Annotated in this window: 20 protein-coding genes and 1 pseudogene; all 21 read left to right on the top strand. The window is 52.1% G+C overall.

Going from position 1 to position 25609, the window contains the following annotated elements; genetic code table 11:
• Window positions 1–146 precede the first annotated feature (146 nt).
• The 21 genes and pseudogenes from DEP07_RS20660 to DEP07_RS20560 all read left to right on the top strand — a co-directional run bounded on the left by DEP07_RS20660 (window position 147) and on the right by DEP07_RS20560 (window position 25581).
• Window positions 147–1131, top strand: a pseudogene (locus DEP07_RS20660) (ABC transporter substrate-binding protein).
• 279 nt (window positions 1132–1410) lie between these two features.
• Window positions 1411–2178 carry an ABC transporter ATP-binding protein gene (locus DEP07_RS20655; RefSeq protein ID WP_287102960.1) on the top strand — a complete coding sequence of 256 codons (768 nt, stop codon included), beginning with the start codon at window positions 1411–1413 and terminating at the stop codon, window positions 2176–2178.
• 12 nt (window positions 2179–2190) lie between these two features.
• On the top strand, window positions 2191–4083 hold the full coding sequence (locus tag DEP07_RS20650) for an ABC transporter permease (RefSeq protein ID WP_287102959.1): 1893 nt from the start codon (window positions 2191–2193) through the stop codon (window positions 4081–4083).
• A gap of 766 nt (window positions 4084–4849) precedes the next feature.
• A complete protein-coding gene (locus tag DEP07_RS20645) occupies window positions 4850–5242 on the top strand; it encodes a hypothetical protein (RefSeq protein ID WP_287102958.1) in 393 nt (130 codons plus the stop codon).
• Window positions 5243–5503: 261 nt separating this feature from the next.
• Complete coding sequence (locus DEP07_RS20640) at window positions 5504–6538, top strand: ABC transporter substrate-binding protein (protein WP_287102957.1); 1035 nt, start codon at window positions 5504–5506, stop codon at window positions 6536–6538.
• On the top strand, window positions 6535–8625 hold the full coding sequence (gene fhuB / locus DEP07_RS20635) for a Fe(3+)-hydroxamate ABC transporter permease FhuB (RefSeq protein WP_287102956.1): 2091 nt from the start codon (window positions 6535–6537) through the stop codon (window positions 8623–8625). Before DEP07_RS20640 ends, fhuB begins: the two co-directional genes overlap by 4 nt.
• A 119-nt stretch (window positions 8626–8744) precedes the next feature.
• Complete coding sequence (locus DEP07_RS20630) at window positions 8745–10394, top strand: helix-turn-helix domain-containing protein (protein ID WP_429827512.1); 1650 nt, start codon at window positions 8745–8747, stop codon at window positions 10392–10394.
• Window positions 10395–10498: 104 nt separating this feature from the next.
• Window positions 10499–11533 carry an ABC transporter substrate-binding protein gene (locus tag DEP07_RS20625; RefSeq protein ID WP_173597151.1) on the top strand — a complete coding sequence of 345 codons (1035 nt, stop codon included), beginning with the start codon at window positions 10499–10501 and terminating at the stop codon, window positions 11531–11533.
• Window positions 11534–11716: 183 nt separating this feature from the next.
• On the top strand, window positions 11717–12541 hold the full coding sequence (locus tag DEP07_RS20620; RefSeq protein WP_281869605.1) for a hypothetical protein: 825 nt from the start codon (window positions 11717–11719) through the stop codon (window positions 12539–12541).
• Between the two features lie 43 nt (window positions 12542–12584).
• Complete coding sequence (locus DEP07_RS20615; protein WP_122966319.1) at window positions 12585–13319, top strand: hypothetical protein; 735 nt, start codon at window positions 12585–12587, stop codon at window positions 13317–13319.
• A gap of 171 nt (window positions 13320–13490) precedes the next feature.
• The gene (locus DEP07_RS20610) at window positions 13491–14546 is read left to right on the top strand and encodes a fatty acid desaturase (protein ID WP_122966318.1); all 1056 of its coding nucleotides are present in this window, start codon (window positions 13491–13493) and stop codon (window positions 14544–14546) included.
• Between the two features lie 65 nt (window positions 14547–14611).
• Window positions 14612–15742, top strand: a complete 1131-nt coding sequence (locus DEP07_RS20605; protein WP_122966317.1) for a sensor histidine kinase — start codon at window positions 14612–14614, stop codon at window positions 15740–15742.
• 2 nt (window positions 15743–15744) lie between these two features.
• Window positions 15745–16344: a response regulator transcription factor gene (locus DEP07_RS20600; RefSeq protein WP_063230618.1), complete on the top strand. Its 600-nt coding sequence runs from the start codon at window positions 15745–15747 to the stop codon at window positions 16342–16344.
• A 207-nt stretch (window positions 16345–16551) separates the two neighbouring features.
• Window positions 16552–17541: an ROK family protein gene (locus DEP07_RS20595; protein ID WP_173598690.1), complete on the top strand. Its 990-nt coding sequence runs from the start codon at window positions 16552–16554 to the stop codon at window positions 17539–17541.
• 105 nt (window positions 17542–17646) lie between these two features.
• Window positions 17647–18711, top strand: a complete 1065-nt coding sequence (locus DEP07_RS20590; protein WP_287102954.1) for a Gfo/Idh/MocA family protein — start codon at window positions 17647–17649, stop codon at window positions 18709–18711.
• Between the two features lie 85 nt (window positions 18712–18796).
• Window positions 18797–20383, top strand: a complete 1587-nt coding sequence (locus DEP07_RS20585; protein ID WP_122966314.1) for a glutathione ABC transporter substrate-binding protein — start codon at window positions 18797–18799, stop codon at window positions 20381–20383.
• 145 nt (window positions 20384–20528) lie between these two features.
• Complete coding sequence (gene nikB, locus DEP07_RS20580; protein ID WP_287102953.1) at window positions 20529–21452, top strand: nickel ABC transporter permease; 924 nt, start codon at window positions 20529–20531, stop codon at window positions 21450–21452.
• Window positions 21453–21470: 18 nt separating this feature from the next.
• On the top strand, window positions 21471–22364 hold the full coding sequence (locus tag DEP07_RS20575) for an ABC transporter permease subunit (RefSeq protein ID WP_063230612.1): 894 nt from the start codon (window positions 21471–21473) through the stop codon (window positions 22362–22364).
• A gap of 18 nt (window positions 22365–22382) precedes the next feature.
• Window positions 22383–23375 carry an ABC transporter ATP-binding protein gene (locus DEP07_RS20570; RefSeq protein ID WP_281869600.1) on the top strand — a complete coding sequence of 331 codons (993 nt, stop codon included), beginning with the start codon at window positions 22383–22385 and terminating at the stop codon, window positions 23373–23375.
• Complete coding sequence (locus DEP07_RS20565) at window positions 23368–24330, top strand: ABC transporter ATP-binding protein (RefSeq protein ID WP_287102952.1); 963 nt, start codon at window positions 23368–23370, stop codon at window positions 24328–24330. Before DEP07_RS20570 ends, DEP07_RS20565 begins: the two co-directional genes overlap by 8 nt.
• A gap of 27 nt (window positions 24331–24357) precedes the next feature.
• Complete coding sequence (locus tag DEP07_RS20560) at window positions 24358–25581, top strand: ROK family transcriptional regulator (protein WP_287102951.1); 1224 nt, start codon at window positions 24358–24360, stop codon at window positions 25579–25581.
• Window positions 25582–25609: the final 28 nt, after the last annotated feature.

The raw sequence follows: 25609 nt of genomic DNA, 5'->3' as shown, positions 1-25609 counted from the left end.
CGCCCCCTCCTACTCGATTGTTGGGCGTACGCAACGATTGACAGTCAAAGTCACACTTGCTATGATTTTTGGTGATAATGAGAATCATTAACAAAGTGTTGAGCGTACTCTTACATAATGGAGGTTTCATCGTGAGAAAAAACAACATGGTCATTGCTGTCCTCTCCATGGTTTTCATGCTCTCGCTGCTGCTGACAGCATGCGGAGGAGCTGGCAGCTCGAACAACAGCGGGGCTGCCAATCAACCCGCAGGAGAGCAAGCTGCGGACAAAGCGGCAGAGAAAAAAACGCGCAGCTTCGGTACATCCAAAGGAGCTATCCAAATTCCTGAAAAGCCGCAACGAATCGTAACGGACTACTATGCAGGCGAACTGCTGGCAGTAGGCGGAAACGTCATCGGAGCGGAAACGATGGCGTTCAAGAACCCGTTCATCATCGAACAGTTGAAAAGTGCCCAGGATGTAGGCGAGCGGGTCAACCCGGAAAAAGCTTTGGAACTGCAACCTGACCTGATCGTCGTCATGTATGACGACAACTACGAAGGCCCTGTCCAAAATCGCGCCGACCGTTTTTCTCCCTTACGGCACGACGACGAACATTTACGACACAGTGAAGCTGTTTGGCGACCTCGTGGGTGAAAAGGAAAAGGCAGAGGCGTTCATTGCCGACTTTGACAAAAAGGCTGCCGAAGGCCGTGAGAAGATCAAGGGCATCGTGGATGAGAACGCCACTGTCGGTCTGTACGAGCTGACCAACAAAGGCGACTTGTGGGTATTTGGCGACAACGCCGGACGTGGCGGACAAGCGGTCTATAACGCATTGAAGCTGAAAATGCCGCACCCGGACACCACCAAAAACCAGACTCTCCAGTTGTCCATGGAGACACTGCCAGAGTACGCGGCTGATTACATGTTCCTGACTTTCTACGACCCGGAGAAAAATAGCGAGGCGCTGAAAAACTTGCAAAACTCGGCTGTCTGGAAAGCCGTTCCGGCAGCGAAAAACAACCAGATTTTCTACAACGATTTCGATACTTTCTATCGCTACGACCCAATCGCGATCAAGGCGCAAATCGACCTGTTCGTCGACATGATCGTGAAAAGGGAGCAGGAGAACAAAAGCAAGAAATAAGAGCCAAAAAAGCCATTCCACTACGGATGGCTTTTTGTGCTTTCAAGCGTCCAGTGCAGCCGCTCGACAGGCACTCCAAAAGCGGTGGCGTTTTTCCCGCGCCATCTCCCGCGGCATTTTTGTCTGTGCAATCTTTCAGTTGCCTCCCCCCACCTTACAAAAACGAAAGCAAACTGTAAGGTAGTTCAATAGCTCTCAAACTGGAAACTGGTTACAGTTAATAGGGAAGAGCAACACGGAAGACCGCTTGGCGCGGAAAAACGAATGGAGGAACAACGCGTGAGTACAGCTGTATTGGAAGTCAAAGACGTTGAAAAAGTATACGGATCAAAAGGCGAGAGTCAATCGCATGCGCTAAAAGGAGTATCGCTGACGATAGAAAAGGGAGAATTTGTAGGAATCATGGGGCCGTCCGGATCGGGAAAAACGACGCTCTTGAACGTGATCTCCACGCTTGATCGGCCATCGTCAGGTTTTATCCAGATCGCCGGAACCAACATTACACAAATGAAACAAAACCAGCTTGCCGATTTTCGCTCGCAGAAGCTCGGGTTCATTTTTCAGGATTTCAACCTGCTGGAAAATTTGAGTGTATACGAAAATATTGCGTTGCCGCTATCGCTGCAAGGAGTGGCATCCAAAGAAATCCGCGCAAAAGTAGACAAAGTGGCTCAAACGCTGGGTATCAGCGAAATTTTGCAAAAGTACCCAGTACAAATCTCTGGAGGCCAAAAACAGCGTGCTGCGGCTGCCCGCGCGCTCGTGCATGAGCCTGCGATTTTGCTTGCCGATGAGCCGACAGGTGCCCTTGACTCCAAAAACGCCAAAAGCCTGCTGGAGACGATGACCGATCTGAATGAAAAACACCAAGTCTCGATCATGATGGTCACACACGATGCTTTCAGTGCCAGCTACTGCAAACGCATCCTCTTCATCCAGGATGGCAGCTTGTACACCGAGATTCATCGCACAGGGGACCGTCAGCAATTTTTCAAACAAATTTTGGATATACTGGCCGAGCTGGGTGCATCTCATGATGTGCGCTAGGAGGGAACATCCATGTTGTTGAAGTTATCGTTATCCAGTATGCGGAAAATGATGAAAGACTACCTGGTGCTCCTGGTAGGTCTGGTCGTTTCCATCTCGATTTTTTACATGTTTCAGACGCTAGCCATGAACTCCGATTATGTGAAAGCGAACTCGATGATCCGCTCTATCGGCATCGTTTTCAATGTAGGGGCCTTTCTGTTGGCGTTCATTACGATCTTCTACATCTTTTACGCGAACTCGTTTTTGCTTGCGCTAAGGCGTAAAGAACTGGGGATGTACATGGTGCTCGGGGCGAAAAAAGCCAAGATCAGCCAGATGTTGTTTGGGGAAACATTGCTGATGGGCATAGTCTCCCTGCTGATCGGCAGCCTCGTCGGCATCGCGTTGTCCAGCGGAATCGGGCAATTGCTGATGAGCTTGCTCGATATTTCCACAGAAGGGTACTTTCCATTTTACGTACCGTCTTTGCTGATGACATGGGGCTTTTTCCTCGTGCTGTTTCTGCTCACCTCGACGATCAACGCCATTCGGCTGGCGCGGGCGACCGAGCTGGACTTGATTCGCGCCGATCAGCAAAACGACCAGGTCAAGGCAAAAGGCATCGGGACGATTGTAGTTGCGATCCTCGGCATTTTGCTGGTCACTTTCGGCTACTATTTGCTGACGCATCTCAGAGATTATGTCGCTCCAGGCTTCATTGTCGGGGCGGTCGTGACGACGATTGGAACTTATCTCGTCTTCATCTCGTTGCTTCCGGTATTCGTGCAAATTTTGAAAAACAACAAAAAGCTGAACGACCGTCAGCTGAATGCTTTCACGTTTGCCCAACTGCGTTTTCGCGTGAACAATTTGACGAAAATTTTGGGTACGGTCGCCATGCTGATCGCACTCGGGGTCGGAGCGATGGCGGGCGGTATGGCTTTCCAGCAAAACGTAGAGCTGGTTGCCAGCATCGGACGCGGCTACGACGTTACACTGCAAGACCCGGGCCATGAAGATTTTCAGGCGCTTGCTACCATGCAAGTCCTGGAGCAAAACGAGTACCGCTACAAAAAAGACGGAAAAACCATCTATTACCTCAAGGATGATTTGCTGGCGCACCCTCCGCTGATTTCTACCAACACGATGGAGAGCTACTCGCCGGAAAATAGCTTGAAACGGGCAAGTCAGCCTTTGACGGAAAAAGCATATATCATGTACCGCGATGAGGACGACAAGCAACAGCCTAAAGAGCTTCCAGAAGAGTGGAGCCAGGCAATCTCGCGAGAATTTATGAGCAGCTACAAAATGGAAAGGTCGCACGATGTGCAAGTTGTAGACCCTTCGATTTATAACCAAGTCAAGGGCAGCGAGCACAAGGTTGTCTTGGTGAAGCTGGACGAATTTGTCAAGTACAAAGAGCAGCTGAAGGCCATGGATGCCCGGCAAAAGGAACTGCTCAAGCCTGAGTATATGGACAAGGATGCAGACAAGGACGAGGAATTTTCGCTTGAGACTAAATACAGCGTCTATGAGCAAGCGTATGCATTCACAAGCGGAACGCTGTTCATGGGCTTCTTCCTCGGCGTAGCCTTCTTGGCGATGATGGCAAGCTGCTTGATGTTCAAGATTTTGTCCGGGGCGACTCGTGACAAGGACCGCTACAGCATGCTGCGGAAGATCGGCGTTCGCAAGGAAATGCTCGTCGGCTCCATTTACAAAGAGCTGTTCATCGTGTTCATCTTCCCGGCTGTCATCGGTTTGCTGCATGTGCTGATCGGGATGGAGATGTTTTCGATCATTTTGCTTGAACCGTATAAAAACATCTGGATTCCGACATCTATCTTCGTTGTGATCTACGCGTTGTACTATTTGATTACGGTTCGCCTTTACCGGGGAATTGTGTTGCCGAAAGAAGCGTAAAATCCGGAAAAATCCTCCCTCCTTGTTTGGAGACAGTAACAATGGACGTTACTTTTATTGCCTAGATACTTTCGTGATACACCAAAGAAGGTACTGCTCCCCATCTCATTTTGGGTGTCAGTACCTTCTTTGGTTAAATGACTTTTTTAGTGGTCTCAAGTTTAACGAAGCGCTTTATCATAGTCTACCTCTCCCTGACAAGGTAGGATTATTAAAACGCGTATGTAAACAACGTACCTGAGACATTTCCCACAACCCTCAATCGATAAGTATGACCTTGCCCAGCGTCATAATAGGTTTTAGTTGAAGTACCTGATTTGAACGTATTTGTTTCAACTTCGGCCCAACCATCTGCCCACGCCTGTTCTTCTTCAAGAACAATGTCATAGCTAGAGCCTAGACCTCTGGTTTTTGCGGTAGATGCGACCTTAAGTCCATACTTACCTGTGGGAATACTGAAACTTTTTTAAATTTGATAGTGCGTGGTCACAGCGAAATCAGCACTAAATAATAGTTTTTCCTCCATCAGTGGGGTAATCGTTGACTCATGGACTTTAGCATTTCCTGACTCGGGTGTTTTGATAACATCCCCAGGCTTGGCTAAAGCTATAGGAGTTGCAAGTGTAAGTATAGCTAAAGATGTTAAAAGTAAAGTTTTTAGTTTAGGACTAAACTGCATAATATCAAAAACATCGTAATTTTATGAACTCATGCTACAATCTATTTACAACACATTTAAGGGTAAAAATGGAAGGTGGTTTTTGTGTTGAAACAAAACATTCTTAAATATGTAACACTCATTGTTGCAATCATTTTCGCAGCATTTATTTATTTTCAATACTTTGGATGGCATGCTACAGCAGAAGGAACACTTGATAAGTATCTGGAAATGGTTCGAACAGGACAAGCAGAAAGTGCGTATGATTTAATTGATCAAAGCAATCCTGGACAATATCCTGACAGGGAGAAGTTTATCGATTCAGTAAAAAGCGGGGGCTTAATTGACTATCGTATAAAGGAAGTAAATTATAAAAATAAGGATCTAGCAGAAATTCAATTCGTTATGAACTATAAAAATGTTGAGCAAAAGAAAACCATGAAAGTCAAAAAAATTAATGGCGAATGGAAGGTACTTATTAGAAAAGTTGTCGAAGAATAAAAGGTCTTACAAAGTAATCAGGATCAACTTACCTTCATGCAGGCATTAAAAAAGTGTCTTCAATTCTAAGAAAAAGGGCATTTGTCTCTTGACTGAGCAGGTGTCTTTTTTTCATGTAGTAAATGACTCAGGCTATTGATTTATTTGCATATTCTAATATTGACAAGGAAAATGATAATCATTATCATGCATAGTGGAAGACATGACCATCACCAGTAATCACCTTTAGAATGCTTGCAAAGAAAAAGGGGGAGTCATTACATGCGTTTCATGAAATTCCCAATCCTGCTCGTCTTTTTGTCGGCTATGCTCTTGCTGGCAGCGTGCGGGAACGGGGGAACCGCTAACCAAAACACGCAATCCGGTTCCGGACAGGCACAGCCAGCGGCGACGCCACAGCCGGAAGCAGACAAATCTGCCGAGCAAGTGCGCACAGTAAAGCACTTGATGGGAGAAACAACAATCAAAGGTGTTCCTAAACGCGTTGTCGCACTGGAATGGAGCAGTGCTGAGCATGTGCTGGCTCTCGGCGTACAACCTGTAGGGATTGCAGATATTCCGAATATGAAAAAATGGGTGAAACTCCCGGTAGAAATTGCCCCAGAAGTAGTCGATGTCGGCAGCCGCGTCGCACCAAACCTGGAATCGATCATGTTGGCGAAGCCTGACCTGATTATCGGTATGAAGCGAAATGTGGAAGCAAACTACGACGAATTGAGCAAAATCGCCCCGACGATCGCATTTGATTCCAATCCGGCTGAAGGCCAGGGTGATCAGTATACCCGGATGATTGATACTTTTAAGGAAATTGCCGATATTTTGGGCAAAAATGCCGAAGCAGAAAAAGTATTGCAAGACCTCGACAAGACGTATGCCGAAGCAAAAGAGCGCATCGCCAAAGCAGGCATGGACAAAACGCCAATCGTACTGGCAATGGGCTACAGCAACCAGAATGCCGTGGATTTCCGTTTGTCCACAGACAACTCCACTGCGATTCAAATCTTGAACCGCGTCGGGCTGACCAACGCTTACAAGTCTAAGAAATTCGAAATGAACGGAATGACCACCACAGATGTAGAGGCTCTGCCAGCCCTCCAGGATGCGAACTTCCTGCACATCATTCAAGATGATGATAACGTCATCGAGAACCAGCTGAAAAACAATCCCGTCTGGAACGGTCTCAAATTTGTAAAAGAAAACCGCATTTACGCATTGGGCGGAGACATGTGGCCATACGGCGGTCCGTTGTCCGCACAGATCATGGCGAAAAAAGCTGCTGATTTGCTGGCGAAATGAGTCTCGCCAAGCGTGAAAGCTATGCCCAAAGCGGCGTCCATCAAGCCCCTTCTTCTTCAAGAGGAGGCTTGAGGCCGTTATGGATGCTGCTTGGCGGCCTCGTTCTGTTGGTGCTGCTCACGTTTGTCAGCCTGACGCAAGGGCTGGCGGATATTTCGGTGCGCACCGTCATTGAGGCGATCACTGCTCCCAAGGATATTGCGGACCATCAGATGATTCAGGGCGTACGACTGCCCAGAACGGTGATGGGGCTTTTGTCAGGCGCAGCTTTGGCGGTCGCCGGAGCGATGATGCAAACCGTGACGCGAAACCCGCTTGCTTCGGAAACGACTTTGGGCGTCAATGCGGGTGCCTACATGTTTGTCGTTTGCGGACTGGTTTTCTGGCCCGCGATTTTGCACCAGTATCCGTTGCCTTTTGCCATGGCAGGGGGAATACTGGCTGCCGCCGCTGTGTACTACATGGCGGGCGGGCGAAAAGGAACACCGATACGCGTGGCGTTATCCGGGATGATCGTGACTCTCGTGTTTTCATCGTTGACCAGCGCCATCATTTTATTTAATGAAGAAACGACACAAGGCATCTTCATCTGGGGATCAGGCTCCCTGAAGCAAAACGACTGGTCAGGGGTACAGTTCAGTTGGCCGCTGATTATGCTTGGAATTATGTTAAGCTGTCTGATGGCAAGACAACTCGATGTCCTTAGCTTCAACGAAGAAACGGCTCAATCGCTTGGGCAAAAAGTAGGCAAAACGCGTCTTTTTGCCATGCTCATCGCGATCTTGATTACGTGTGTCAGCGTCAGCGTGGTCGGGCCGATCGGCTTTATCGGCCTGGTAGCTCCGCATTTGGTGCGGCTTAGCGGACTGACACGGCACATTTGGCTGTTGCCGATCAGCGCGATTTGGGGGGCCGCGCTTCTCGTTGCTTCCGATACGATCTCGCGTACTTTTATCAACGCCTATGGGGAATTGCCAGCTGGCGCTGTGACGGCAGCGATTGGCGGGCCGTGGCTGATTTGGCTGGCTATGCGAGTATCTCGCAAGCTGAGCGGCAGCACTGGCTCCGGGGCGCAGACATCCATGAGCGTAGGTGGCTGGCAGCGCTCTGTTCCATATCCGCTAATTGTAATTTTGCTCTGTGTGCTGCTTGCTATCGTCTGGATGTCCGGTTTGGCGATCGGCAATCTGTATTTGCCGTGGTCCGAGATTATCGCCGTGTTCATGGGGCAAGGCAACGAGATGTACAGCCAGCTGTTGTTTGAGTTGAGAATGCCGCGGTTATTGACAGCGATGCTTGCGGGCGTAGCCTTGGCGATCAGCGGCAGTCTCATGCAGAGCGCTGTGCGCAACCCGCTGGCAGACCCGCAAATCGTCGGGGTGACGAGCGGTGCGGGCGTAGGGGCGATTTTGCTGCTACTTGTGTTCCCGCAGTTTTCTTCCTGGATGCCGCTTGGAGCCATGCTCGGCGGGATCGCCGCCGCTGCGATTGTGTACGCAGTATCGTGGCGCAGAGGGTTAAACCCGGTTATTCTTACATTGGTAGGTATCGCGGTAGCCGCTGCTGGCGCGGCCTTCATTAATATTTTGATTGTCAAAGCGCAGCTTTTGGCGGCTCCGGCGCTCGCCTGGATGGCAGGCAGTACATACGGCCGCGGCTGGACAGAAATCAGTCGGCTGCTCCCCGCAATCGTCATCCTGACGCCGCTCGCGTGGTGGCTGGGACGACGTGTCGATTTGCTCGCTTTTAACGACGAGAGTTCAGTCGGCTTGGGGCTGAAAGTGCGTCAGACGAGGCTGGCCGTAGCAACGATTGCGGTATTGCTCGCTTCTGCGGCAGTCGCCAGCGTGGGGGCCGTCGGCTTTATCGGCCTGCTCGCCCCTCATGCGGCGCGGCTTTTGGTTGGTGCCCACCATCGCAAAGCCGTCGTCGTTTCCGCATTATTGGGTGCGGTATTGCTGGCTGCGTCCGATCTGTTGGGGAGAGTCGTGATGATCCCCAAAGACATCCCTTCCGGCATCGTCGTTGCGCTGCTGGGAACGCCGTATTTGTTCATCTTGATGTTTCGTGCAGCAAAAATACGCTAATAGAAACCCAACATGATCCAACGGGAAAAAGTAGTACAGGCAAAAGATTTTCAATCATGCTTGTCTACTTTTTTCTTGTATAGGACCGATGTTGAGACGAAAGCAGGGATGTGAGTCTGATGAGGAATGGCCGGAATTGTCATGCATATGTATGGACAGCTTTTCGCAAGCATCGGTTGAAAAAAGGGTTTCGTCTGGAGCAGCTGCGAGTGAGTGATTACGTCCTGTGCTACGTGGCGGAGGGAAGCGGGGAAATTACCGTCAACGCGAAAAAGCATGTGCTGGAAGCAGGCAAGCTCATCATGCTGACTCCTGCGATGCACGTAGACGAGCTGGTTTTCCACGCGGGGCCGGTTCACATGTACCGATTGCAGTACGCACGGACGGGAGCGCTGGGAGCTGTCACGAGCACTGGCAGGGATGAGGAAGTGGCGCTGCACACAGAGCAGCCGCATCCAGCCGAACAGTGGTCAGGAGCGGAAGTATTTCCTGTCTCTTCGGCAGTGTCGTTCGCGGCGAAGCTGGAGGAGCTGTTCCGGCTGGGACAGGAAGCGGAAGAAGATTGCGTCTCGTATTTGCGTGCGCAGGCGCTGTTCTGCGATTTGCTTGCAACCGCCTGCGAGGAGCAAAAAGCTCGCCAGCAGGGAGGCGACACCTCTGTTGCCGCGACGATTGACTATATGAAAAAGCATTTTCGCGAAGCACTGGATCTTGGCGCTTTGCCAAAGCTGGCTGGTCTTACGCCAAGCTCGTACTGCCGCGCGTTCAAGCGGGCGGTGGGAATGACGCCGGGAGAGTATTTGACGCAGCTGAGAATGGACGAGGCGAAAGCGATGCTCTGCGAATCTTCCTCCGCCAATCGGGTCAAAGATGTAGCGCGCAGCGTCGGCTTCTCGGATGAGCTGTATTTCAGCCGCCTGTTCAAAAAGCGCGAAGGCTTGTCGCCGCAAATCTACATGAAGCAGGCAGGACAGCGAGTCGCTGTGGCGAGCAAGCTGTTTTTGCAGGATCATTTTCTGGCGATTGGCATCCAGCCGATTGCGGCTCCTTCTTTTCCAAATTATTTTTCGACGAGAACCGGATTCCCGATTTATTTGCAGCAGCGTCTGCGCGGCACGAAGGCGCTCAATGCGGAGCAGAACATTACGCCGCAAGATATTTTGTCCTTGTCGCCGGATGTGATCGTGCAGATTGACACGGGCGCGGAGAAGGAGCAGCGGCAGTGGTCGAAGCTGGGCGAGGCAGTCATTTTCAACGGCTATTTGAAATGGTACGAGTACCAGCTTCAGCTTGCGACCGTCTTCAACAAGGAGAGCCAGGCCGAACGGGTGATCCACCATGTAGACAAAGTGGAAAAACAGGCAAAAGACGCGCTGCTCCCGGTTACGCGAAAAGGTCATTGGACGATCGTGAGAGTGCTGGAAGACGAGGTGCGGCTGTACGGAACGGAAGGCCATGCGTTGACTGACCTGTTTTACTACAAGCTCGGCTTCCAGCCCGATCCTCGCGTGACGCACGCTTCGTACAAACCCGATGCCCTGCTGACGCTGCTTGAGCTGGACCCGGAGAGAATCATCCTGTTCTGGAGCGAAAAAGAACACGTGGAGCGTCTCTGGCACAATCCGTTGTGGAGAAGCTTGCGCGCCGTGCGCGAGAAACAGGTCTACTATCCGGAAACAAGAGATTGGGACCCGTGGGGACCGCTCGGCAGGGAGTACATGATCCACAATTGCATGTCGTATTTTTTGAAGGCAATCCCGTCCATATAAAACGGACAATGGCGTGCATGGAAAAGCGCGAGCAGTCTCTATATACTATCAATTGATAATTGTTATCAATCAAGTGAACGATAGAAGTGGGGGCATATCTCGTTATGAAAAGACAGACTAGCGCACGTTCCATGCGCCATATTATGACCAGCTTGTTCGCGTTTTGCATGTTGGTTGTTCTGGCAGGTTGCGGAGGCGGAGCCAACCAGGCGCAACAAACGCAAACCCAGCCAGCGGCGGCGACAGAAACAAGCACAGCGCCAGCTCAAACCGCTCCGGCAGCAGATGCCAACGCTGAGCGCGAAGTCAAGCACGCCATGGGTACTACCAAAATCAAAGGGACACCGCAACGCGTTGTCATCCTGACCAACGAAGGTACAGAAGCTTTGCTGGCACTGGGAGTGAAACCAGTTGCTGCTGTGCAATCGTGGGATGGCGAGCCTTGGTACGATCACATCAAGGATGAGATGGCAGGAGTAGAGGCTTTGGGCTTTGAAAATGAACCGAACCTCGAAGCCATCGTCGGACTGAACCCTGATCTGATCATCGGTAACAAAGTTCGTCACGAGAAAGTGTACGATCAACTGTCCAAAATTGCGCCAACCGTGTTCTCCGAAGAGCTGTCCGGCAGATGGAAAACCAACTTCAAGCTGTACGCAGAAGCGTTGAACAAGCAAGCAGAAGGCGAGAAAGTGCTCAAAGAGTTCGACGATCGCGTAGCAGCTGCGAAAGAGAAGCTCGGTTCCAAGATCGGAACGAAAGTATCTGTAGTGAAATACTCGAAAAAAGGCGTGCAAATTTATCAAAAAGATACGTTCAGCGGCGTTTTGCTCGACCAGTTGGGTGTAGCGCGTCCAGACTCGCAAAATGTAGACAACTTCGCGGAATTTGTTTCCGAAGAAGGCATGTCTGTAATGGACGGGGATGTCCTGTTCTACTGGGTATCGGAAGCGAAAGGCGACACAGCGATCACCGAAATGTCGAAAAAATGGATGGACAGCCCGGTATTCAAATCGTTGAACGTGGCGAAAAACAATCAAGTATTCCAAGTAAGCGAAACGATCTGGAACACAGCAGGCGGCGTCAAAGCAGCGAACTTGTTGCTCGACGACATCATGAAGCGCCTCGACGTAAAATAATAGCGGCTTAAAGCCAAAACAAAAACACAAGACCTCATCCGTCAGCTGGATGGGGTCTTGTTGTTATTTGGGGATGGCAGTTCCAGACGATAAATTTTGGAAAATGAGGCTTATAGTCTGATAGTCAGGAACAAATTATGCGCTAAAATATGGAAGGGAAAAAGAAATCGGAGGAAACCTTCTATGGATAAAAAAGCGAAGCAAATTTTGCTGAAGACATTCTGGAGCAGCCAAGGCTGGAAAGACCGTCCTTATGTATACGAGGGGGAAGATTTTGTTTATGCAAAAAGCAAAGGGATGATGTTCGATCCGCTCACGATTCACCACGATGAGGCGGTGCGGCAAATCGTGGGATTGCACGAACAAGTGACGAAGGAGAAGGTGGCGAAAGCCTTTTTGCACAGCTTGTCCACCCGAAAAATTCACTTGCGCAGCGCACTCGCAAGCTGGGTATTGACCCGTCAGTTTGTGCAGCATTCGTTTGAAAGCAATGCAGGCCGCTACACCGCTCCAGCAAACGGGGTTGCCTACGCCATGTACGGAGATTGCTATGTATGCGACAGCTATCATATCGCAGGTCTGGAATCGTACACGGACGAAGATATGAACGTGCTGAATTTTGAAAGACACAAGTGGGGCGGCGTTCGTTTGAATTACCTTCCGTATGTGTTGCAAGATTTGCAGCTCATGAGCAAGGAGCCGGAGTTGGAGCTGGAAGTCACAGTGGCAGACGTGGCGATCTGGCGCCAGGTGCTTGCCGCGATTGAAAGCTGCGAGCCTACAGATGCTGCACGTCAACTGGAGAAGCGGCTTGCCGGGCTTTTTCCGTCCAGCAAAAATGAGCGGGACGCATTCATGGAAATTCTCGCGTCGGCAGGCATTTTGGCGACGACCAAAGACAGGCCGGGCCGCGGCGGAAAAAACGACTTTTTCGCGATAGTCAACTGGCGGGGCGAGGATGGCTATTCCAGGCAGGCAGTACAAGACCTTTTCGGTACGTGGATGTAGATAGAGACAAAAATTGCCAAAGAGAGAAGTGGAGGAGAGAAACATGGAGAAAAATCAGCAGGAACAAAAAGTGATCATGTATCCGAAAGCGAGCGAGGTTTTTGTGGATGAGCGGCTCGCTTGCTATTTCCGGCCGTTGCTCACGTTTTCTCATCTGCACGAGGGAAGTGTCTACCAGCTTCATCTGCTCGGCACAGATGGCCTTTACTGCGAGAAAGAGTACAAACACGCCGAGAACAACTTTTTCGGCTTCCGTTACGTGGCGGGCAAGTACGAATTTCTCGGCAACCTGGACGTCTTCGGCGGAGGAAATGTGGAGGAAGTCCACGCCTATTTGCAGGCTGATTTTGCCCAAAACAAGCAGGAATATTTGAAGGATAAAGTAACGCTCAAGGCGTATAAGGAACGAATCATGGACGGGCTGGCCGAGCTGGCTGATTTTGACGTGGACTATTATGTCGAAGGCTTCTACAGCTATGAGTTTACGAAGTACCATTACGAGCTGACTGGCGAGTTTCGGCACATCACGGAGCTGACGGAGGACTGGGGGCACGACGATTCCGACGTCCTGATCGATCAGGAGACAGCCCGGGAGATGAGCGGAGAGTTTTTCATGAACTTGCAGTGGAATGTCACCCACGATTACGGGATCGAGGAGAGCATGGTATGCGGCGCGACAGAGCGCTTCCGCTTCATGTCGGTCATCGGCGGCGGAACGGTGTTTGCTTTGCTCAAGCCGGAAGAGCAGACGGTTTACTTGTTGGAGTATTTTTCGTGAGTGTTCACATATCCTGAAATTTCCAGTTGATTTGTTCAACCATGACATTTGTCATACCCTCGACTTGACGTTTATGACTACAGCGAACCGAGCGCATTTTCTACAATAAAGATAGAAAATTGCGTCTGGTCATCCAGTCATACGCGCTTCATATCGAGGAGGAACCAATTGATGCATCAATCGAACATCGCCCAGTTGAAAAAGAATGTGGCTCCCTTTGAAAAAACGGATACGAAATCGAGTATTCGCCAAATGATCAACACGATTGTTCCCTTGCTTTTTCTTTGGTACGGTGCCTATCTCAGCCTGTCCGTCTCGTACTGGCTGACGTTGCCGCTGGTCATCATCACAGCAGGTTTTGTCATTCGCACCTTCATCATTTTTCACGATTGCTGCCATCAGTCTTTTTTCAAAAGCCGGCGGGCCAATGACATTCTCGGCACGATTACGGGCGTGATTACTTGCGTGCCGTACGAACAGTGGAAGCAAAGCCATTCGATTCACCACGCCACGAGCAGCAACCTCGACAAGCGCGGTGTCGGCGACATCTGGATTTTGACCGTGGACGAATACCTCGCGGCTCCGCTCTGGCGCAAAATCGCTTACCGCATCTACCGCAATCCGCTCGTCATGTTCGGGATCGGCCCGTTCTTTGTCTTCGCGCTGCAATATCGCTTCAATCGCAAAGGGGCACGCCGCAAAGAGCGGCTGAACACGTACTTGACCAACGTGCTCTTGGTCGGCTTGTATGCGCTTCTCGCTTGGGCGATCGGTTGGCAAGCGTTTTTGCTCATACAGGTTCCTGTCTTTTTTATCTCGGGGTTGCTCGGAATCTGGCTGTTCTATGTGCAGCACCAGTTCGAGGATTCGTATTTTGAAAACGAAGAAGAGTGGAGCTACGTCAAAGCTGCTGTGGAAGGCAGCTCGTACTACAAACTGCCGCGCGTCTTGCAGTGGATCACGGGGAACATCGGCTTTCACCATGTGCATCACTTGAGTCCAAAGGTGCCAAACTACAATTTGGAAAAGGCACATAACGGGACGCCGCCGCTGCAAATGGCGACGACGATTACATTGTCTTCCAGCCTGAAATCGTTGAGCTTCCGCCTGTGGGACGAAGAGAGAAAGCAGTTTGTGAGCTTCAAGGAAATCAAGCAGATTCAAGCTTCGACCGGGGCGATTATGGACGCGTTGCACAGCCAAAAAACGAGTCTGGAAGGAAAATAAGCCTGCCCGAAACTCCTTCATTCCGATACACTGATAAGTAGTGGCGAAGAAAAAGGTGGGCATACATGCAAAAGTGGTATCACATTCTGCAAAAAAACACGGGCCTTAGCCCTTATGTGTGGGTTGTCTTCTACATCCTGCCGTTTTACTTCATTTTCCGCTCGTCGTCTACGTACGAGGTCGCAAGCGGAATCGTGATGATTCTTTTGTTTTTCGTCTGCTACGTCCTGTCGTTTCTCTCCAAAGGGTGGCTGATCTACTTTTGGACCAGTTTGCAGATCGTGATCTCGATCGCGATGACCGTCATGTTCGGCTACGTCTACTTCGCGCTGTTCCTGGCCTTTTTCATCGGGAACATCCAGAACAAGATCGGGTTCATCACGCTGTATACGATCCATCTGATCAGCACCTTTGCGACGATCAACATGGGCTTCCTTTCGAAAAATGCGCAGCTTTTCAACCAGCTTCCGTTTGTGCTCGTCAGCCTGATCGCTGTCATTTTGCTGCCAGTGACCACGTACAACTGGAACAAGCGGGAGAAGCTGCAAGGTGAGCTGAATCACGCCAACAAGCGGATTTCCGAACTGGTCAAGCTGGAGGAACGCCAGCGGATTGCCCGCGACTTGCACGATACGCTGGGACAAAAGCTGTCTTTGATCGGGCTGAAAAGCGATCTCGCCAGCAAGCTGATCTACAAAAATCCGGCTCGGGCACAGACTGAGCTGGAGGAAATCAGGCAGACGGCGCGAATTGCGTTGAAAGAAGTGCGGGAAATGGTTACGCAAATGCGCGGGACGCGGCTGACCGAGGAAATGTTTCGGATCAGGCAAATTCTCAAGGCGGCTGAAATCGAGTTTGCGCTGGAAGGCGACCCGGATTTGAACAATACGTCCTTGATGACGGAAACGGTGCTCAGCATGTGTTTGAAGGAAGCTGTGACAAATGTTATCAAGCACAGCAACGCCAGCCGGTGTTCCATCACCATCGAGCCGTCTCGTACGGATCTGATTGTGCGCGTGGCGGACAACGGCAGCGGAATGGTGGAGCAAGCGGCTTGCCGCGGAAATGGACTGCGCGGGATGCGTGAGCGGCTGGAATTTGTGAACGGCAGCATGGACATTTTATCATCGGAGGCCGGGACACAAGTCGTACTGCGGGTGCCCAACAGCTTCAAACAACCGGAAAAGGAGGCGTGAGCATGATTCGCATCGTCATTGCAGAGGATCAGCGCATGCTGCTTGGTGCTCTGGCTTCTCTGCTCGATCTGGAAGAGGATATGCAGGTCGTCGGCAGGGCGAGCAACGGTGAGGATGCCGTCAAGCTCGTCCACCTGCATAAGCCGGATATTTGCATCATGGATATCGAAATGCCTGTGAAAAGCGGTTTGGACGCTGCTGAGGAGCTGAAGGGCAGCGGCTGCAAAGTGATGATTTTGACGACCTTTGCCCGTCCGGGATACTTCGAGCGCGCCTTGAAGGCCGGAGCGAACGGCTATTTGCTCAAGGACAGCCCCAGCGAAGAGCTGGCAAGCTCGATCCGCAGCGTCATGGCGGGCAGACGAATTTATGCCCCGGAATTGGTCGATGAAGCGTATGGGCAGGAAAACCCGCTGACAGAGCGGGAAAAGGAAGTGCTTTTGCTGATTGCGGACGGCAAAAACACGAAGGAAATCGCCAGCCAGCTGTTCATTACGACGGGAACGGTGCGCAACTACATTTCCGTGATTCTCGACAAGCTCGGCGTGAGCAACCGGATTGAAGCGATCATGCACTTCAAGGAAAAAGGCTGGTTCAAGTAAACAGCAACGAAGGAAGCCCTTTCTGCGGTCTGGCAGGAAGGGGTTTTTTTGCGCACAAAAAATATTTTAAAAAGTGCGAATCCTTTATTTTCTTTTTCGCTTGTGATACAACTAGAGGTGAGTAACTTTATAAAGCCAATGGAGAAAATAATAAAGTGCCAGCAATCATCTTGCAACAGACGCAGCAACAAAAAGGAGTGGACTCGCGTGGAACAGGACGAGTATGCGGTTGGGCTTGATTTGGGCGGGACGAAAATATTGGCGGGCTTGGTGCACAAGAGCGGGCAAATGATCAACAGCACAGTGCTGCCCACTTCCTCGCAAGACGGCGAGCGGGCCGTGATCGACAGAGTGTTGGCGGCGATTGAAGGCGTGCTTGGGACAGCGAATGCTGATCGGCAAAAGGTGCGCGGAGTCGGCATAGCTTCCGCCGGAGTCATCGACAGCAAGGCTGCGGAGGTCATTTTCGCCGGCAATCTCGGTTGGGAGCACGTTCCGATCGGCAAGCTGATCGAAGACAAATTCGCTCTTCCGGCGCAGCTCATCAATGACGCCAATGCCGCGGCAGTAGCGGAGTGGATGTGGGGAGCGGGCCGGGGCGCGCAAAACATGATTTACGTCACAGTCAGCACAGGCGTTGGTGCAGGAATCATCAGTGACGGCCAACTGGTGCAGGGGAAAGACGGCAGCGCCGGGGAGTTCGGACACATCTCGATCGATTGGAACGGTCCGTTGTGCAGTTGCGGCAATCGGGGCTGTCTCGAACTGTATGCCTCCGGTACGGCGCTCGAACATCTGGTCAAACACCAGCTGGAGCAGGAGCAGCGCGAGTGGACAGGCGGTTCGCTTGCGGCGGGCGCTTTTCCGACGGCAAAAGAAATCGGGGAAGCGGCGCTGGCGGGAGATCGCTACAGCGTGGAGATTATCGAGCGTGCCGGGTATTGTCTGGGGATCGGCACGACCAGTCTGATTCATTTGTTCAATCCGGAAGTGGTTGTTTTTGGCGGCGGCGTGATGAACGCTTCGGATATTTTGCTCCGGGAGGTCAAGCGCAGCGTCAGGGAGCGGGGCATCCAGTCCATGGCGCGGCAGGTGCGAATCGAGCGGCAGCAAGTCGGGATTCAGGCTGGAGCAATCGGGGCAGCAGGTCTGTTGTTTGCAGCGAAGCAGTCCGAGGGAAAACTTCCTGCTTACTAGCAGAATATGTATTGCCAAAATTAAGATTATTTCGTATCATTCAATTAATAACTCCACTGAAAAAATAAATTAGCAATTTGCTAACGCAAGGAGGCATACATCCGCATGGAAAAAGTAAAGGTTGCGGTGATCGGGGCAGGCTCCATTTCGGACATGCATTTGCAATCGTATCAGCAAAATGAACGCGTGCAGCTTCACGCGGTTGTCGACTTCAACGAAGCGCGCGCCAAGGAAAAAGCGGAAAAGTACCAGGCAGCGACTTACTACAGCAACATCGAGGCAGCGCTCGCCGATCCGCAAATCGACGCAGTAAGCATCTGCACCTGGAACAACACACACGCAGACCTCGCCATCTCTGCGCTGGACGCTGGCAAGCACGTACTGCTGGAAAAGCCGCTCAGCACCTCGGTAGAATCTGCTTTGCGAATTGAAGAAGCGGTCAAACGAAGCGGCAAGCTGCTCCAGGTGGGCTTCGTCAGAAGATACGATACGAACGCTCAACTGCTCAAACAGTTCATCGATGCAGGAGATTTGGGCGAGATTTATTACGCCAAAGCGTCTTGCCTGCGCCGATTGGGCAATCCCGGCGGCTGGTTCGCGGACAAGGAAAGATCGGGCGGCGGGCCGCTGATTGACCTCGGTGTCCACGTAATTGATCTGTGCTGGTACATGATGGGCTGTCCCAAAGTTGCGACGGTGAGCGGCAATACATACAACAAGCTCGGCAACCGGGCCAACGTCAAGCATTTGTCTTTTTACAAGGCGGCCGACTACGATCCCGGCAAAAACACGGTGGAAGACATGGCGAACGCCTTGATCCGCTTTGAAAACGGCGCGTCCCTGTTCGTCGATGTGAGCTACACGCTGCACGCCAAAAAAGAAGAGCTGTCCGTCAAGCTGTACGGCGACAAGGGCGGAGCAGAGGTGGAGCCGGAGCTGTCCATCATTGCGGAAAAACACAACACCATCCTCAATGTCACTCCGCAAATGGATAAGCTGTCTTTTGACTTCAAGCAAGGCTTTCAAAGTGAAATCGATCATTTTATCGCATACATTTTGGGCGAAAAAGAGACGCTCAGCCCAGTCGCAGACGGCGTAGAGATGATGAAAATTCTCTGCGGCATTTACGAGTCGGCACAGACCGGCCGCGAAGTCGTTTTCACACCGTAAATCGTGAAACCGCATCCATGCTGTACCCAATGACGGACATCCAGATTGCTACCATAAGGAGAACCTTGTAAGGGGGAAAAGGGAAATGAAAAAAGCAGCGTATTTGCGAGCAGCATCTGTCTTACTTTTTTCAGTGGCATTACTTTTTGGATGTTCCAGTTCAGGAGGGGGAGGGACTCCGGCAGCATCGTCGCCCGACTCAGGGGCGAGTACGGGAGCACCGCAGAAAGATCAGATGGTGATCGCCGTAAACGAAAACTTCATCACGATGGACCCGCAAAACACCGGAGACGCTTTGTCCAGCGGTGTGCAGTCGGCCATGTTTGAAGGACTCCTGATTTACGACAAAGACTTGAAGCTTATACCGGGTTTGTCGACTGAATATTCCGTGAACGAAGATTCCACCGAGTATACGTTCAAGCTTCGTCAAAACGTCAAGTTCCATGACGGGACGCCGTTCAATGCGCAAGCTGTCAAAATCAACTTTGACCGCATGAGCAACCAAGACAACAACCTGCGGGCTTACCGCAACTACAAATACATCAAGAGCACAGAAGTGGTGGACGACTACACGGTAAAAGTGACGCTGAACCAGCCATTTTCCGCGATGATCAACAAGTTCACGACAGGGATCATCAGCCCGGCAGCGTTGGAGAAGTACGGCAAGGAAATTTCCAAAAATCCGGTCGGGACCGGCCCTTACAAATTTGTGGAATGGGTGCAGGGCGACCATCTGACCGTCGAACTGAACCAGGATCACTGGAACAAAGGTGCAGCCAAAGTAGGAAAAATCGTCTACAAGCCCGTACCGGAAAACGGCTCGCGCGTAGCGATGCTGAAAACGGGCGAAGCAGACGTCATCTATCCGTTGCCTGAACAGCAAGCGGAGACGCTGGGCGGAGCAGAGGGCGTCAAGGTAGAGCGCACGCCTTCCACGATCACCCGTTACGTTTCGATCAACATGCTGAAAAAGCCGTTCGATGATTTGCGTGTGCGTCAAGCCATCAACTACGCCGTCGACAAGGACGCGTTCATCAAAGTCGTCAAAGCCGGATACGGCACGCAGCTCGAATCGATCATGTCGCCGACGATTGCACATTACGCCAAGCAGGGTGTTTATGAGTACAACATCGAAAAGGCGAAGCAACTGCTCAAGGAAGCAGGCTACGAAAATGGCTTCACCACGGAAATCTGGGGCAACACGAACTCCGATACGATGAAAGGCATGCAATTCATTCAGCAACAGCTGCAAAAAATCGGCGTAACCGTCGAGGTGAAGTCGATGGAGGAAGCGACGCTCTCGGATGAAATCTACGGCATCAAGTCTCCGGAAGAAGCGAAGATGAATATGTGGTACGTAAGCTGGTCTTCCGCTGATCCGGACAACGCGATGCGCTCTCTGTTCAGCAGCGAAAACTTCCCGCCAGCAGGAGCGAACACCGCTTTTTACAAGAGTGACATCGTAGACAAGAGCATCAAGGAAGCGACCCAATCGTCTGACCAGAACAAGCAAAAAGAGCTGTACGGAGCCGTTCAGGAAAATGTATTCAAAGATGCGCCATGGATCTTCCTGGCTGTCGACGAGATTTTGTACGGCAAACGCGCCAACGTAAACGGCGTCTACATCACGCCAAGCGGCGGCATCTATGTGAGGGAAGCGGCATTCCAATAAGGTTTTTCTGGCAGCGTTGGGTCGCTGCTCACAGCCCAACGCTGCTTTCCTATTACGTCCTGGTTGCAAGAAAAGTCTTGGGGAGAAGGAATGCCATGACGCTGCATGCCGCGTGGCTTTCCCATCCATTAGGAGGAACCGCTCAATGTTCCGTTACATCGTAAAAAGGCTCATGGAGATCATCCCGATCATTTTCGTCGTGTCTCTCTTGATTTTCTTCTTCATCCATCTCGTGCCGGGCGACCCTGTGCGTCTGGCGGCTGGAAAAGACGCTACGCTGGAAGAGATCACCCGCGTCCGTCAGGAGCTTGGGCTGGACAAGCCGCTCCTTTCCCAGTACGCCACCTATATGCAGAACTTGCTCACGGGCAACCTGGGCCATTCCTTGAAAACAGGTCTGCCGATCAGCGACATGTTCGCCAACCGCTTTTCCATCACGATGAATTTGACATCTATGAGCCTGGGCTGGGCGCTCGTTCTGGGGCTGCTCATCGGAACCGTCTCCGCAGTCTTTCGCAACAAATGGCCGGACTACGTCGGAATGCTGACCGCGATTTCCGGCATTTCCTTGCCCGGCTTCTGGCTGGGGCTCATTCTCATACAAATTTTTTCCGTCACGCTCGGCTGGTTTCCGACCGGGGGAGTGGATGGCTGGAAAAGCTACGTTCTCCCTTCGCTTACGCTGGGGGCGGGAATCATGTCGATGCTGGCCCGGTTTACCCGCTCGTCTCTCCTTGAAACATTGAAAGAAGATTTTATCCGTACAGGTCGGGCGAAAGGCTTGAAGGAGTCGGTCGTCGTTCGCAAGCATGCGCTGAAAAACTCGATGATTCCCGTCGTGACGATTGCTGGCTTGCAATTCGGATTTTTGTTGGGCGGTTCGGTCGTGGTCGAGACGGTGTTCAGCATTCCGGGCATGGGGCGGCTACTGGTCGATTCCATCGCTTTTCGCGACTATCCGGTTGTGCAGGCTGTCATCTTGCTGTTCTCGCTGGAGTTTATCCTCGTGAACTTGCTGGTAGACATCCTGTACAAGGCGCTCAATCCGAAAATCCGTTATGAAAGCTAAGCGAAGGGAGCGAAGGAAATGGAGGTAGTAAATGAAGTCGGCCAGACGACTGTTGTCACGCTGGACAAGCAAAGCTCCAGGGCGCGCGAGTTTTGGAAAAAGTGGAAAAAGCAAAAGACGGCGTTCTGGGCCGGATTTTTTATCCTGTTTTTAGTGCTGGTCGCGATTTTCGGACCAGTGATCGCTCCTTACGATCCGTACGAGCCAAACTACGATGCAACGCTCCAGACGCCTTCCCTGGCGCACTGGGCGGGAACGGATGAGTACGGGCGCGATATTTTGAGCCGGATTATTGTCGGGGCGGGCCTTTCGCTCGGCGTCAGCTTTACCTCTGTGTTTGTCGGGGCTGTCATCGGGACGATTTTGGGCTTGTGCAGCGGCTACTATGGCGGCTGGATCGATCGGCTGATCATGCGCGGCAGCGATGTCATGTTCGCTTTTCCTGACTTGCTCCTGGCTATTGCCATCGTCGCGATTCTCGGCCCCGGTTTGACAAACGTCGTGGTGGCCGTGGCTGTGTTCAGCATACCGTCTTTTGCCCGGCTGATTCGCGGCAATACGCTGGCAGCCAAAGAAGCCGTCTTTGTGGAAGCGGCGCGCTCCATGGGGGCCAAAAGCAGCCGGATCATTTTTCGCCACATTTTTCCGGAGACGGTATCCAGCATGATCGTCTTCTTTTCGCTCAGGATCGGCACGTCTATCCTGGCAGCTTCCAGTCTCAGTTTTCTCGGTCTGGGCGCAAAGCCGGAAAGTCCCGACTGGGGAGCGATGCTCAGCATGGGCCGCGATTACCTCGCGACTTCTCCCCACGTGGTGATGATTCCCGGTCTGGCGATTTTCCTGTCTGTGCTGGCGTTCAACCTGGTAGGGGATGGCCTGCGTGACATTCTGGACCCGAAAACGAAGAACTAAACGAGGGAGTTGGGGCAGATGAGTGAAAACATCATCGAGGTTAAGCATCTGCAAACACAGTTCACGAGGGATGACCGCAAGACGGTCGTACTCGACAACGTCAGCTTTCATATAAAAAAGGGCGAAGTGCTCGGTCTGGTCGGAGAATCGGGCTGCGGCAAAAGCGTGACTTCGCTTTCGATCATGCGTTTGTTCAAGGATACGACGGGCGAAATCACCCAAGGCGAGATTGTTTATAACGGCACCAACCTGTTGTCCATGTCAGAGAACGACATGCGGCAAATTCGCGGAAAAGAAATCTCGATGATTTTTCAGGAGCCGATGACTTCGCTCAATCCGGTGATGAAAATCGGCGAGCAGCTGGCAGAAGCGATCCGGCTGCACCTCGGCTATTCGGATAAGCTGGCGCGGGAGCACGCAGTCAGCATGCTGACCAAAGTAGGGATTCCCCGCCCCAAAGAAATTTTGGCAGAGTATCCGCACCAGTTGTCAGGGGGGATGCGGCAGCGCATCATGATCGCGATGGCGATGTCCTGCCGTCCCAACCTGCTGATTGCCGACGAGCCGACGACGGCGCTCGACGTGACGATCCAGGCGCAAATTTTGGACGTCATGAAGCAGCTCCAGGCCGATGAGCATATGTCGATGCTGTTGATTACGCACGATCTGGGCGTGGTGGCGGAGATGTGCAATCGCGTCGTCGTCATGTACGCCGGGCGGGTGGTGGAGGAAGCGTCCGTTTACGACCTGTTTGACGAGCCAAAGCATCCATACACAAAAGGGTTGATTGGCTCTGTGCCGAAAATCGGACAAAAGCGCGACAGGCTTGATTCTGTTCCAGGCAATGTACCGACGCCGAACAACATGCCCAAAGGCTGCAAATTTGCCCCGCGCTGCAAGGAGGCCATGTCGATCTGCTGGGAGCAGGAGCCTGCGATTGCCGGCGTGGGCGAGAACCGCTTTTGCCGCTGCTGGCTCTACGACGAGGAAGGGAGGGGGGCGAATGCGTAAGCCACTGGTTGTGGTAGACGGGATCAAAAAGACGTTTCCGATTGACAGCGGCCTGTTCTCCAGCAAGAAAAGCGTGAAGGCGGTCAACCGCGTTTCTTTTGAAATCAAGGAGGGCGAGACGTTCAGTCTCGTCGGCGAAAGCGGCTGCGGCAAGTCGACGACAGGGCGGCTGGTTACGCGGCTGTTGACCCCGGATGAGGGCAAAATCTGGATCAACGGCGAAGAGATTTCGCAAATGAACGAGACGAAGCTGCGCGAGGTGCGCAAGCAAGTGCAGATGGTGTTTCAAGACCCGTACGCGTCACTGAACCCACGGATGAAAATCCGCGATGTCGTGGCGGAGCCGCTGATCATTCATTCGAAGCTGTCTGTCAAGGAACGGGAGCGGACTGTCGCCGAGATGCTGGAAGTCGTCGGTTTGAACAGCTACCACGCGGAAAAGTTCGCCCATGAGTTCAGCGGGGGGCAGCGCCAGCGCATCGGGATTGCCCGCGCCCTCATCCTGAAACCGAAGCTGATCGTGGCGGATGAGCCTGTATCTGCGCTGGATGTGTCCATTCAGTCGCAAATCCTCAATCTGCTGAAAGACTTGCAGGAAGAGTTCCAACTGACGTATTTGTTCATTTCGCACGACCTGAGTGTCGTGGAGCATATTAGCGACAAAATCGGCGTGATGTATTTGGGCAGCCTTGTGGAGTCCGCGCCCAAAGAAACGCTTTTTGCCAACCCGCAGCACCCGTACACGAAAGCGTTGCTGTCTTCCGTGCCGATCCCCGATCCGCGTGCCAAGCGGGAGCGCATCATTTTGCAAGGGGATGTGCCAAGCCCGGTCAATCCGCCGCCCGGCTGCCTGTTTCATACGCGCTGTCCATACGCGATGGAAATTTGCCGGACAACTCCGCCAGATTTGCGAAAGGCGGCCGAAGACGATCATCTGGTCGCGTGCCATCTGTGAGCGGCATGCGCGGCAGGGGAGATAGCGATGAATAAAAGGGATGGAGTCAAGCGAAGGACGGGCGACTTGAAGCTGATCCAGGAGTTGAATCGATCGATTATTTTGGACACCATCCGTCAATACGGCCCCATTTCCCGAAGTGAAATCGCGAAGCGGAACAAGCTAAGCCCGACAACGGTCACTTCGGCTGTCAGCGACCTGATCCGCGACGCTTTGGTGAGCGAGGTTGGAGTCGGTGAATCGAACGGGGGAAGAAAGCCGATTTTGGTTCAGTTTTCGCCGGACAGCCGCTTTTTGATCGGAATCTCGATTTCCGGCTCCAAGCTGACGATTGCCCAGATGAATTTGGAGGCGCGGATCAGGAAAAAGGAAGCTTATCCGATCAAGCTGAATCAAGGCGACAGCGTGCTGGCATTTTTAATGGACGTCATAGAGCGGTTTTTGTCCCGGGCAGGCAGCCTGGACAACTGCATGGGCATCTCGATTGTGACGCAAGGAATTGTGGACTCGGCAAAGGGCGTGATTCGCTACAATCCAAAGCTGCGATTGCGGGACGCTCCTGTGAAGGAAATGGTTGAGCAGCGGTTCGGCGTAGACACGTGGGTGGACAATGATACGAATGCTTATTTGCTCGCGGAAAAGACTCTCGGACATTTCCGGCATTATCAAAACATGCTGTACGTGACGATTGGCGACGGGCTGGGCGCGAGCTTGTTGATGGACGGAGCGATTTATCGCGGCTACAAAGGCGGCGCCGGAGAGTTTGGGCATACGACGATTGATCGGGCAGGCATGCGCTGCGATTGCGGCAACATCGGTTGCCTGGAAAATTACGTGAGCTGGCCCGCGATCTACTCGAAGCTGCTTTCCGCTCTCGCCAAAGGGAAAGCGAGCAGCATCATGGCGCTGGCCCACGATGACCTCAACGAAATCAACGCGAAAATGTTCCGGCAAGCATTGGCTGAAAAAGACGCGCTCGCTGTCAGCATCCTGGAGGAAACCGCATCTTATTTGGCTGCTGGCATGGTGAACCTGATTCATTTGTTCAATCCGGAGGTCATCATTTTGGGCGGCGAGATCGCTTTTGAAAACGGGCTGTTGATCGAAAAGGTGCGCGAATACGTGTGTGAGTACGCCCACGGCATATTGACGGAAGAGTTGGAAATCCGGCCAAATTCGCTTGGAGAGGATGTCGAGGTCGTAGGGGCAGCCGCCATTTTGTTGCAGGATGTGTTCCAATTTTCGCTTTAGCGGATCAGGGGAAAAGGAGGTCTGGCGT

The organism is Brevibacillus sp. (genome assembly GCF_003521185.1).
Taxonomy (GTDB): Bacteria; Bacillota; Bacilli; order Brevibacillales; family Brevibacillaceae; genus Brevibacillus; species Brevibacillus parabrevis.
Note: the sequence above shows the minus strand (reverse complement) of the source record. Positions and strands in the feature narration are given on the sequence as shown.

What these genes read in the sequence shown, in the direction of transcription:
- DEP07_RS20610 (WP_122966318.1), top strand. Translation starts at nt 13,491, where the DNA reads ATGCATCAATCGAACATCGCCCAGTTGAAAAAGAATGTGGCTCCCTTT.
- DEP07_RS20585 (WP_122966314.1), top strand. Translation starts at nt 18,797, where the DNA reads ATGAAAAAAGCAGCGTATTTGCGAGCAGCATCTGTCTTACTTTTTTCA.
- DEP07_RS20600 (WP_063230618.1), top strand. Translation starts at nt 15,745, where the DNA reads ATGATTCGCATCGTCATTGCAGAGGATCAGCGCATGCTGCTTGGTGCT.
- DEP07_RS20565 (WP_287102952.1), top strand. Translation starts at nt 23,368, where the DNA reads ATGCGTAAGCCACTGGTTGTGGTAGACGGGATCAAAAAGACGTTTCCG.
- DEP07_RS20590 (WP_287102954.1), top strand. Translation starts at nt 17,647, where the DNA reads ATGGAAAAAGTAAAGGTTGCGGTGATCGGGGCAGGCTCCATTTCGGAC.
- fhuB (WP_287102956.1), top strand. Translation starts at nt 6,535, where the DNA reads ATGAGTCTCGCCAAGCGTGAAAGCTATGCCCAAAGCGGCGTCCATCAA.
- DEP07_RS20620 (WP_281869605.1), top strand. Translation starts at nt 11,717, where the DNA reads ATGGATAAAAAAGCGAAGCAAATTTTGCTGAAGACATTCTGGAGCAGC.
- DEP07_RS20575 (WP_063230612.1), top strand. Translation starts at nt 21,471, where the DNA reads ATGGAGGTAGTAAATGAAGTCGGCCAGACGACTGTTGTCACGCTGGAC.
- DEP07_RS20605 (WP_122966317.1), top strand. Translation starts at nt 14,612, where the DNA reads ATGCAAAAGTGGTATCACATTCTGCAAAAAAACACGGGCCTTAGCCCT.
- DEP07_RS20615 (WP_122966319.1), top strand. Translation starts at nt 12,585, where the DNA reads ATGGAGAAAAATCAGCAGGAACAAAAAGTGATCATGTATCCGAAAGCG.
- DEP07_RS20570 (WP_281869600.1), top strand. Translation starts at nt 22,383, where the DNA reads ATGAGTGAAAACATCATCGAGGTTAAGCATCTGCAAACACAGTTCACG.
- DEP07_RS20630 (WP_429827512.1), top strand. Translation starts at nt 8,745, where the DNA reads ATGAGGAATGGCCGGAATTGTCATGCATATGTATGGACAGCTTTTCGC.
- nikB (WP_287102953.1), top strand. Translation starts at nt 20,529, where the DNA reads ATGTTCCGTTACATCGTAAAAAGGCTCATGGAGATCATCCCGATCATT.
- DEP07_RS20560 (WP_287102951.1), top strand. Translation starts at nt 24,358, where the DNA reads ATGAATAAAAGGGATGGAGTCAAGCGAAGGACGGGCGACTTGAAGCTG.
- DEP07_RS20640 (WP_287102957.1), top strand. Translation starts at nt 5,504, where the DNA reads ATGCGTTTCATGAAATTCCCAATCCTGCTCGTCTTTTTGTCGGCTATG.
- DEP07_RS20625 (WP_173597151.1), top strand. Translation starts at nt 10,499, where the DNA reads ATGAAAAGACAGACTAGCGCACGTTCCATGCGCCATATTATGACCAGC.
- DEP07_RS20650 (WP_287102959.1), top strand. Translation starts at nt 2,191, where the DNA reads ATGTTGTTGAAGTTATCGTTATCCAGTATGCGGAAAATGATGAAAGAC.